At 72.0% G+C, this 6,315-nt stretch carries 7 protein-coding genes; 5 read left to right on the top strand and 2 right to left on the bottom strand.

Going from position 1 to position 6,315, the window contains the following annotated elements; all coding sequences use genetic code 11:
* The first annotated feature begins 59 nt into the window (after window positions 1–59).
* From I4J89_RS49770 to I4J89_RS24520, 3 genes are all read left to right on the top strand, one after another.
* A complete protein-coding gene (locus tag I4J89_RS49770) occupies window positions 60–776 on the top strand; it encodes a LuxR C-terminal-related transcriptional regulator (protein WP_309238457.1) in 717 nt (238 codons plus the stop codon).
* A gap of 68 nt (window positions 777–844) precedes the next feature.
* A complete protein-coding gene (locus I4J89_RS24515) occupies window positions 845–1,618 on the top strand; it encodes an SDR family oxidoreductase (protein ID WP_196416389.1) in 774 nt (257 codons plus the stop codon).
* 1 nt (window position 1,619) lies between these two features.
* On the top strand, window positions 1,620–2,618 hold the full coding sequence (locus tag I4J89_RS24520; RefSeq protein WP_196416390.1) for a Gfo/Idh/MocA family oxidoreductase: 999 nt from the start codon (window positions 1,620–1,622) through the stop codon (window positions 2,616–2,618).
* Here I4J89_RS24520 and I4J89_RS24525 read toward each other — a convergent pair.
* Window positions 2,575–3,600 carry a LacI family DNA-binding transcriptional regulator gene (locus tag I4J89_RS24525; protein WP_196416391.1) on the bottom strand — a complete coding sequence of 342 codons (1,026 nt, stop codon included), beginning with the start codon at window positions 3,598–3,600 and terminating at the stop codon, window positions 2,575–2,577. The two genes, I4J89_RS24520 and I4J89_RS24525, sit on opposite strands and share 44 nt — an antisense overlap.
* A 73-nt stretch (window positions 3,601–3,673) precedes the next feature.
* Between I4J89_RS24525 and I4J89_RS24530 the strand changes: the two genes are divergently transcribed.
* Window positions 3,674–4,786, top strand: a complete 1,113-nt coding sequence (locus I4J89_RS24530; RefSeq protein ID WP_196416392.1) for a phytanoyl-CoA dioxygenase family protein — start codon at window positions 3,674–3,676, stop codon at window positions 4,784–4,786.
* Here I4J89_RS24530 and I4J89_RS24535 read toward each other — a convergent pair.
* A complete protein-coding gene (locus I4J89_RS24535; protein ID WP_196416393.1) occupies window positions 4,746–5,720 on the bottom strand; it encodes an LLM class F420-dependent oxidoreductase in 975 nt (324 codons plus the stop codon). The genes I4J89_RS24530 and I4J89_RS24535 overlap by 41 nt on opposite strands.
* Before the next feature lie 47 nt (window positions 5,721–5,767).
* Here I4J89_RS24535 and I4J89_RS24540 point away from each other — a divergent pair, with 47 nt between their 5' ends.
* Window positions 5,768–6,163: a VOC family protein gene (locus tag I4J89_RS24540; RefSeq protein WP_230859469.1), complete on the top strand. Its 396-nt coding sequence runs from the start codon at window positions 5,768–5,770 to the stop codon at window positions 6,161–6,163.
* Window positions 6,164–6,315: the final 152 nt, after the last annotated feature.

Below are 6,315 nucleotides of genomic sequence, written 5' to 3' on the forward strand. Positions count from 1 at the left end.
GCGGGTCAGCGACTCGATGTAGTCGGCGGTGCCCGGCGATCCCGGCGATACTCGGGCCGGTGGTCGGCCTGCTCGCGGTCGCCGAGGCGTACCTCGATGCCGTCTTCGCGGCGCACGCCGCGGCGGTGTGGGCGCCCGGCCTGCTGCTCGGCGCCGGAATCCTGCTCGCCACCTGGTTCCCGGTGGCGGGCGCGCTCACCGCGGTCGCCTGTTTCCCGCTCGGCCTGCTGGTCGGTGCGCCGGACATCGGCGGCGCCGGCCTGATCGGGCTGATCGGCATCACCGCCTGGGCCGGCTGGCGGCTGCCCCGGCGTCGCTCGCTGGTGGTGCTCGCCGCCGCGATGGCGGCCGGCGTGCTCACCTCGCTGCTGGCCGGGCAGTCCGCCTGGGAGGCGATCTTCCAGCCGGCCATCCTGGTGCCCGGCTGGTTCCTCGCCCTGCGTGCCGGGGTCAGCGGGTTCCTGCTCAAGGTGGCCCCGCCCGAGCAGCTGATCGAGGCGGTCCGCACGGTCGCCGCCGGGCAGGGCCTGCTCGACCCGGCGGTGACCCTGCGGGTGATCGCCGCGTTCGCCGCGACCGAGCCGCCGGCCCCGCCCGACCCCGGGCTCCAGCAGCTCACCCCGCACGAGCAGGACGTACTGCGGCTGCTCGCGGAGGGCCTGTCCAACGCCGAGATCGCCGCCCGGAGGTATCTGGGCGAGGCGACGGTGAAGACCCACCTGTCCCGGATCCTGATGAAACTGGGCCTCAAGACCCGGGTTCAGGCGGTGGTCTAGGCGTACCGCACCGGGCTGGCCTAGCCGGGTACTTGGATCGGGCCGGGCATGGTGTTACACCAGTCGATGTGGACGGACGACTGCTGGCCGACAAAGTGGTGCTGATCAGCGGCGGCACACAGGGCGTCGGCGCCGGGATCGCCCGGGCGGCGGCTGGTGCGGGCGCCGCGGTCGTGGTGACCGGTCGGCGACCCGAGCCGGGGGAGGCGCTGGTCGCCGAACTGCCCGGCCGGGCCTGCTACGTGCCGGCCGACGTCGCGGACGTCGCCTCCGCCCGGGCCTGCGTCGCCACCGCGATCGCCCGGTTCGGCCGGGTGGACTGCCTGGTCAACGCCGCCGGGCTGACCTCGCGCGGCACCCTGCTGGACACCACGCCGCAGTTGTTCGACCAGCACATCGCGGTCAACCTGCGCGGGCCGTTCTTCCTGATGCAGGCGGTCGTCGCGGACATGCTGCACCGGGGCGGCGGCGGCACGATCGTCAACATCCTGTCCAGCTCCGAGCTGGGCGGCCAGCCGTACCTGGCGCCGTACGTGGCGGCCAAGGCGGGGCTGGCCGGGCTGACCCGCAACGCCGCCCACGCGCACCGGTTCGACCGGATCCGGATCAACGGACTCGACATCGGCTGGACCGACACCGAGGGCGAGGACCGTACCCAGCGTGAGTTCCACGGCGCCGGCGACGACTGGCGCGAGCGGGCCGGGCGGACCCTGCCGATGGGCCGGCTCAGCCGGGTGGACGAGATCGCCGACTTCGTCGTCTTCCTGCTCTCCGACCGCAGCGGCGTGGTCACCGGCTCGGTCATCGACTGGGACCAGCACGTTCCCGGCGGGCTGGACTGACATGCGGGTCGGCGTCATCGGACTCGGGCGCATCGGCGCCCGGCACGCGGCGACGCTGCTCGACCTGCCCGGCGTGGACTCCGTGGTGGTCACCGACGCGGTGCCGGCCACGATCGAACGGGTGAGCGCCGACCTGGACGTCGAGACGGCCGCCACGCCGTCGGCACTGCTGGGGGCGAACGTCGACGGCGTGGTGATCGCCGCCGCGACCGGCGCACACGCGGAACTGATCGGCGCCGCGGTCCAGGCCGGTGTGCCGGTGTTCTGTGAGAAGCCGGTCGCCGGCACCGTCGAGGAGGCGGTGGCCGTCCAGCAGCGGGTGCGGGGGCGGGGTGTGCCCGTACAGATCGGGTTCAACCGCCGCTTCGACCCGGGCGTCGTGGCGGCCCGGCGCGCGGTGCTGTCCGGGGTGCTGGGGCGGCTGCACACCGTACGCTCCACCACGATGGATCCGGCGCCACCGCCGGCGACCTACCTGGCCGCCTCCGGCGGCATCTTCCGCGACTGCGCGGTACACGACTTCGACGTGATCCGGTACGTGACCGGCCGCGAGGTGACCGAGGTCTACGCGGCCGGAGACGCCGACACCGTGTCCACGCTGCTCACCCTCGACGACGGAGCCGTGGCGGTGGTCTCCAACACCCGGTACAACGGGGCCGGGTACGACGTCCGCCTGGAACTGCACGGCTCCCGCGCCAGCGTCGCGGCCGGCTGGGACGATCGCATGCCGATGCGCTCCACCGAACCGGGCGCCCGGATCCCGGCGGCCGAGCCGTACCGGTTCTTCCTCGACCGGTTCGCCGCCGCCTACCGCGCGGAGCTGGCGGCCTTCCTCGAGGTCATCGCCGGAGCCCGCCGGTCACCGTGCACGATCACGGACGGGGTCGAGGCGGCCCGGATCGCCGAGGCCTGCGACCGGTCGCTTGACGAACACCGGCCGGTCGCGCTCGACGAGATCAGTCCGGGCCGAGGCGGGCCGGTGGGGCGTTGTGCGGGGTGATGATCTGGATCGCCGACGGCGTCCACGGCTGCGGGCCCGGGATCACCTTGCGTGCGCGCAGCACCGCCTGGCAGGCCCGGCGGACGTCCTGGCGCAGGTCGTGATGCAGGACCGCGGAGATCAGCCGCTGCCGTAGCAGGGGAGTGTTGTCGCCGTCGAGGTCGTGCGCGATGAAGACCGAGTAGGACCGGCTCTCAGCCCGGAAAGCGTCGATCACGGCCGTGGTTCCGCCGGCTCCGGCGTACATCGAATAAACGGCGTTGATCCCCGGATGCCGGCGCAGGGCTGCCCGGGCCGCCGCATGGACCGCCGAAGGGCGGTCCTCCGCATCGACGATGTCGATGCGGAGCCGGGCCGGCGCCAGCGAGCGCAACTCGGCGCCGAAGCCCACCGCACGCTCATCCTCGCCGCGATAGGCACCCTCACCGCGTACGACCAGCACGTCACCGGGTCGTTCACCAAGCCATTGCTGTACGAGGTACGCGGCCGTCGCGCCCGCGGCCCGGTTGTCGATGCCCACGTAGACGGCCCGGCGGCTCGCCGGCAGATCGGTGACCAGGGTGACGACCGGCAGGTCGAGGCGGTTCACGGCGGCCACCACCGGCGGCACGTCCGGCGCCTTGAGGATCACGCCGTGCGAACCGGTTCGCGGTATCCGGTCCAGCGCCGCCAGGAGATCATCGGGGCTCGCGGGGCGGTGGAACCGGGCCCGGAACACGACCGGCCGCAGCGCCGGCAACTCGGCCTCGACGGCGGCCCGGACCGCGTCCGAGAACCGGGGCGGCGCCTGCACCACGACGTCGATCATGAAGGTGCGGCCGCCCAGGACCAGCTGTGCGCGCTGCCGGTCCAGGTCGTCGACGGCCCGGTGCACCTGGTGGACGGTGCTCTCGCGTACCCCGCCGCGCTCGTGCAGGACCCGGTCCACGGTGGCCTCGCTCAGGCCGGCCTGCGCGGCGATCTCCCGGATCCGGTACCGCATGCCGTCCAGCCTGAGGTCGTTTTGAGGGTTTCCACAAGGCCCGTCGACGTCCGTGGATTCCTACGCTCGGCTCATGACTTGGTTCACCGCAGCAGACTGCGACCTCAAGGAGTTCCGGGTCCTGGTCGAGCAGACCACCGACCCCCGCGACTACCCGTACGCCTCCTCCGTCGAACAGAACGTACCCATCTACGGCCCGCTGCCCGCCGATCGCCGTGCGGTGCAGGCCGAACTCGTCCGTGCCCTCGCTGACGGGCCCGGCATCGTGGTGTTCCGGGACGCTTTCGACCCGGCCGTCATCGACCGGGCGACCGAGGTCTTCCATGAGATGATCGCCGCCCAGAAGGCGTCCGGGGTGGCCGGCGGCGACCACTTCGCGCCGCCCGGCGCCAACGACCGGGTGTGGGGCGCCCTCGACAAGTTCGCCCTGCGTGATCCCGCGGCGTTCGCGGCGTACTACGCCAACGACGTGCTCGCCCTGGTCAGCGAGGCCTGGCTGGGCACCGGATACCAGGTCACCTCGCAGATCAACGTGGTCAACCCGGGCGGGAAGGCGCAGGTCGCGCACCGCGACTACCACCTCGGGTTCATGTCGCAGGAGCAGGCGCTGCGCTACCCCGCGCACATCCACCAGCTGTCACCGGCGCTCACCCTGCAGGGCGCCGTCGCGCACGTCGACATGCCGGTGGAGACCGGGCCGACGCTGTACCTGCCGCACTCGCAGAAGTACCCGGCCGGCTACATCGCCTTCCACCAGCCGGAATTCACCGAGTACTTCGAAGCCGGTTACGTGCAGCTTCCGCTGCACAAGGGGGACGCGGTCTTCTTCAACCCCGCGCTTTTCCACGGTGCCGGCACCAACAAGACCGCAGATGTACGCCGGATGGCGAACCTCCTTCAGGTCTCGTCCGCGTTCGGCCGAGCCATGGAGTCGGTGGACCGGCTCGCGATGTCGGTGGCGTTGTACCCGGTGCTGCGCGGGCTGACCGACGCCGGCGCGGTGCGCAACGTGGTCGCGGCGTCGGCCGAGGGGTACGCGTTCCCGGCCAACCTGGATCGGGACCAGCCGGTGGACGGGCTGGCGCCGGTGACCCAGGCGGAGCTCGTGCTGCGGGCGGTGCGGGAGGAATGGAGTGCCGAGCGGTTCACCGAAGAGCTGGAGGCGCAGGCGCGTCGGCGCGCCTGACGAGGTGGGGTAGCACCTCGGCGGCGATCAGGTCGAGGTGATCGAGGTCGGCCATGTCCCGGAACTGCAGGTAGACCGTGCTTACCCCGGCTTCCCGGTAGCGGGCGAGCTTGTCGGCCACCTCGGCCGGGGTGCCGGCCAGCGCGTTGTCGCGCATCCACGGAGCGTCCGCACCGAAGATCTCGAGACGGCGGCGGACCTGCGCGTCGTCCTTGCCGACGGCCACGGCGTGCGCCAGGGAGAGCCTGAGCGAGTCCGGCTCGCGGTCGGCGGTGGTGCACGCGTTACGCACCCGGGCGAACAGCTCGGCGGTCTCCTCGACGGAGGTGAAGGCGGCGTTGAACTCCGCGGCGTACCTCGCCGCCAGCGCGGGCGTGCGTCTCCGCCCGGAGCCGCCGACGATCACCGGCGGGTGCGGCGCCTGGACCGGCTTGGGCAGACCGGGGGAGTCGACCACCGTGTAATGCTCGCCGGCGAAGTTGTAGTGCTCGTGCACGGGTGTGGTCCAGAGGCCGGTGATCAGCTCCAGCTGCTCCTCCAGGCGGTCGAACCGGGTCCCGGTGTCCGGGAAGTCGATCCCGTACGCCAGATGCTCCGGCTCGTGCCAGCCGGCTCCGAGCCCGAGCTCGACCCGGCCGCCGCTCATCCGGTCCACCTGGGCCACGGTGACCGCCAGCACCCCAGGGTTACGGAACGTAGCGGAGGTCATGAGCGTGCCGAGCCGGATCCGGCTGGTCTCCCGGGCCAGCCCGGCCAGCGTGATCCACGAGTCGGTCGGGCCGGGCAGGCCGTCACCGGGGCCGTTCCCGTTCCGCAGGAAGTGATCAGAGCGGAAGAACGCGTCGAACCCGCACTCTTCGGCTTGGCGTGCCAGCGCCAGCTGATCGTCGTAGGAGGCGCCTTCCTGGGGCTCGGTGAACACTCTGAGCAACATCGACCAACCCTATCCTTTGTGGGGATCATGGAGGCATGCGTCTCCGGATGGAACTCTTCGTCGATGACATGGATGCTTCGATCGCTTTCTACTCGGAGCTGCTCGGTTTCCGGCTGGCCCGGCGGGGAGTGGGGTATGCGGTGGTCCGTAGAGGGCATGTGGTGCTCGGTATCGGCCTGATAGCTGATACCGGCTGGGCCGTGCCCGGCATGCCCCGGGGTGCCGGGGTGGAGGTCGTGCTGGAGCTCGACGAGGTGGAGGATGTGGCCGCTTTGTATGAGCACTGTGCCGCTCGCGTTGGTGGGGTGGAGCCGCTCCAGCTGCGGTCGTGGGGCCTGTACGACTTCCGCCTGCGTGATCCCGATGGCTATTACCTGCGGGTGACGCACGGCGACGCGTATGCCGCGGAGCCGGACTCGATTGAGCCCGCCGACGGCTTGTGACCCGAACCGGCTGGCTTGCCGGCGGCCGTCGAGAGTGACCAGATGGCGCGCTCATGCTGCGCTGCTCATGCTGCGCTGCTCGCGCCGCGCGGTGCCGCGCCGCGCCGCGCGGTGCCACGCCGCGCGGTGCCACGCCGCGCGGTGCCACGCCG

Source organism: Actinoplanes aureus (genome assembly GCF_015704865.1).
GTDB lineage: Bacteria > Actinomycetota > Actinomycetes > Mycobacteriales > Micromonosporaceae > Actinoplanes > Actinoplanes aureus.

Excerpts from the sequence above, each read along its gene's own strand:
- I4J89_RS24520 (WP_196416390.1), top strand. The coding sequence starts at position 1,620 with ATGCGGGTCGGCGTCATCGGACTCGGGCGCATCGGCGCCCGGCACGCG.
- I4J89_RS24525 (WP_196416391.1), bottom strand. The coding sequence starts at position 3,600 with ATGCGGTACCGGATCCGGGAGATCGCCGCGCAGGCCGGCCTGAGCGAG.
- I4J89_RS24530 (WP_196416392.1), top strand. The coding sequence starts at position 3,674 with ATGACTTGGTTCACCGCAGCAGACTGCGACCTCAAGGAGTTCCGGGTC.
- I4J89_RS24535 (WP_196416393.1), bottom strand. The coding sequence starts at position 5,720 with ATGTTGCTCAGAGTGTTCACCGAGCCCCAGGAAGGCGCCTCCTACGAC.
- I4J89_RS24540 (WP_230859469.1), top strand. The coding sequence starts at position 5,768 with ATGGAACTCTTCGTCGATGACATGGATGCTTCGATCGCTTTCTACTCG.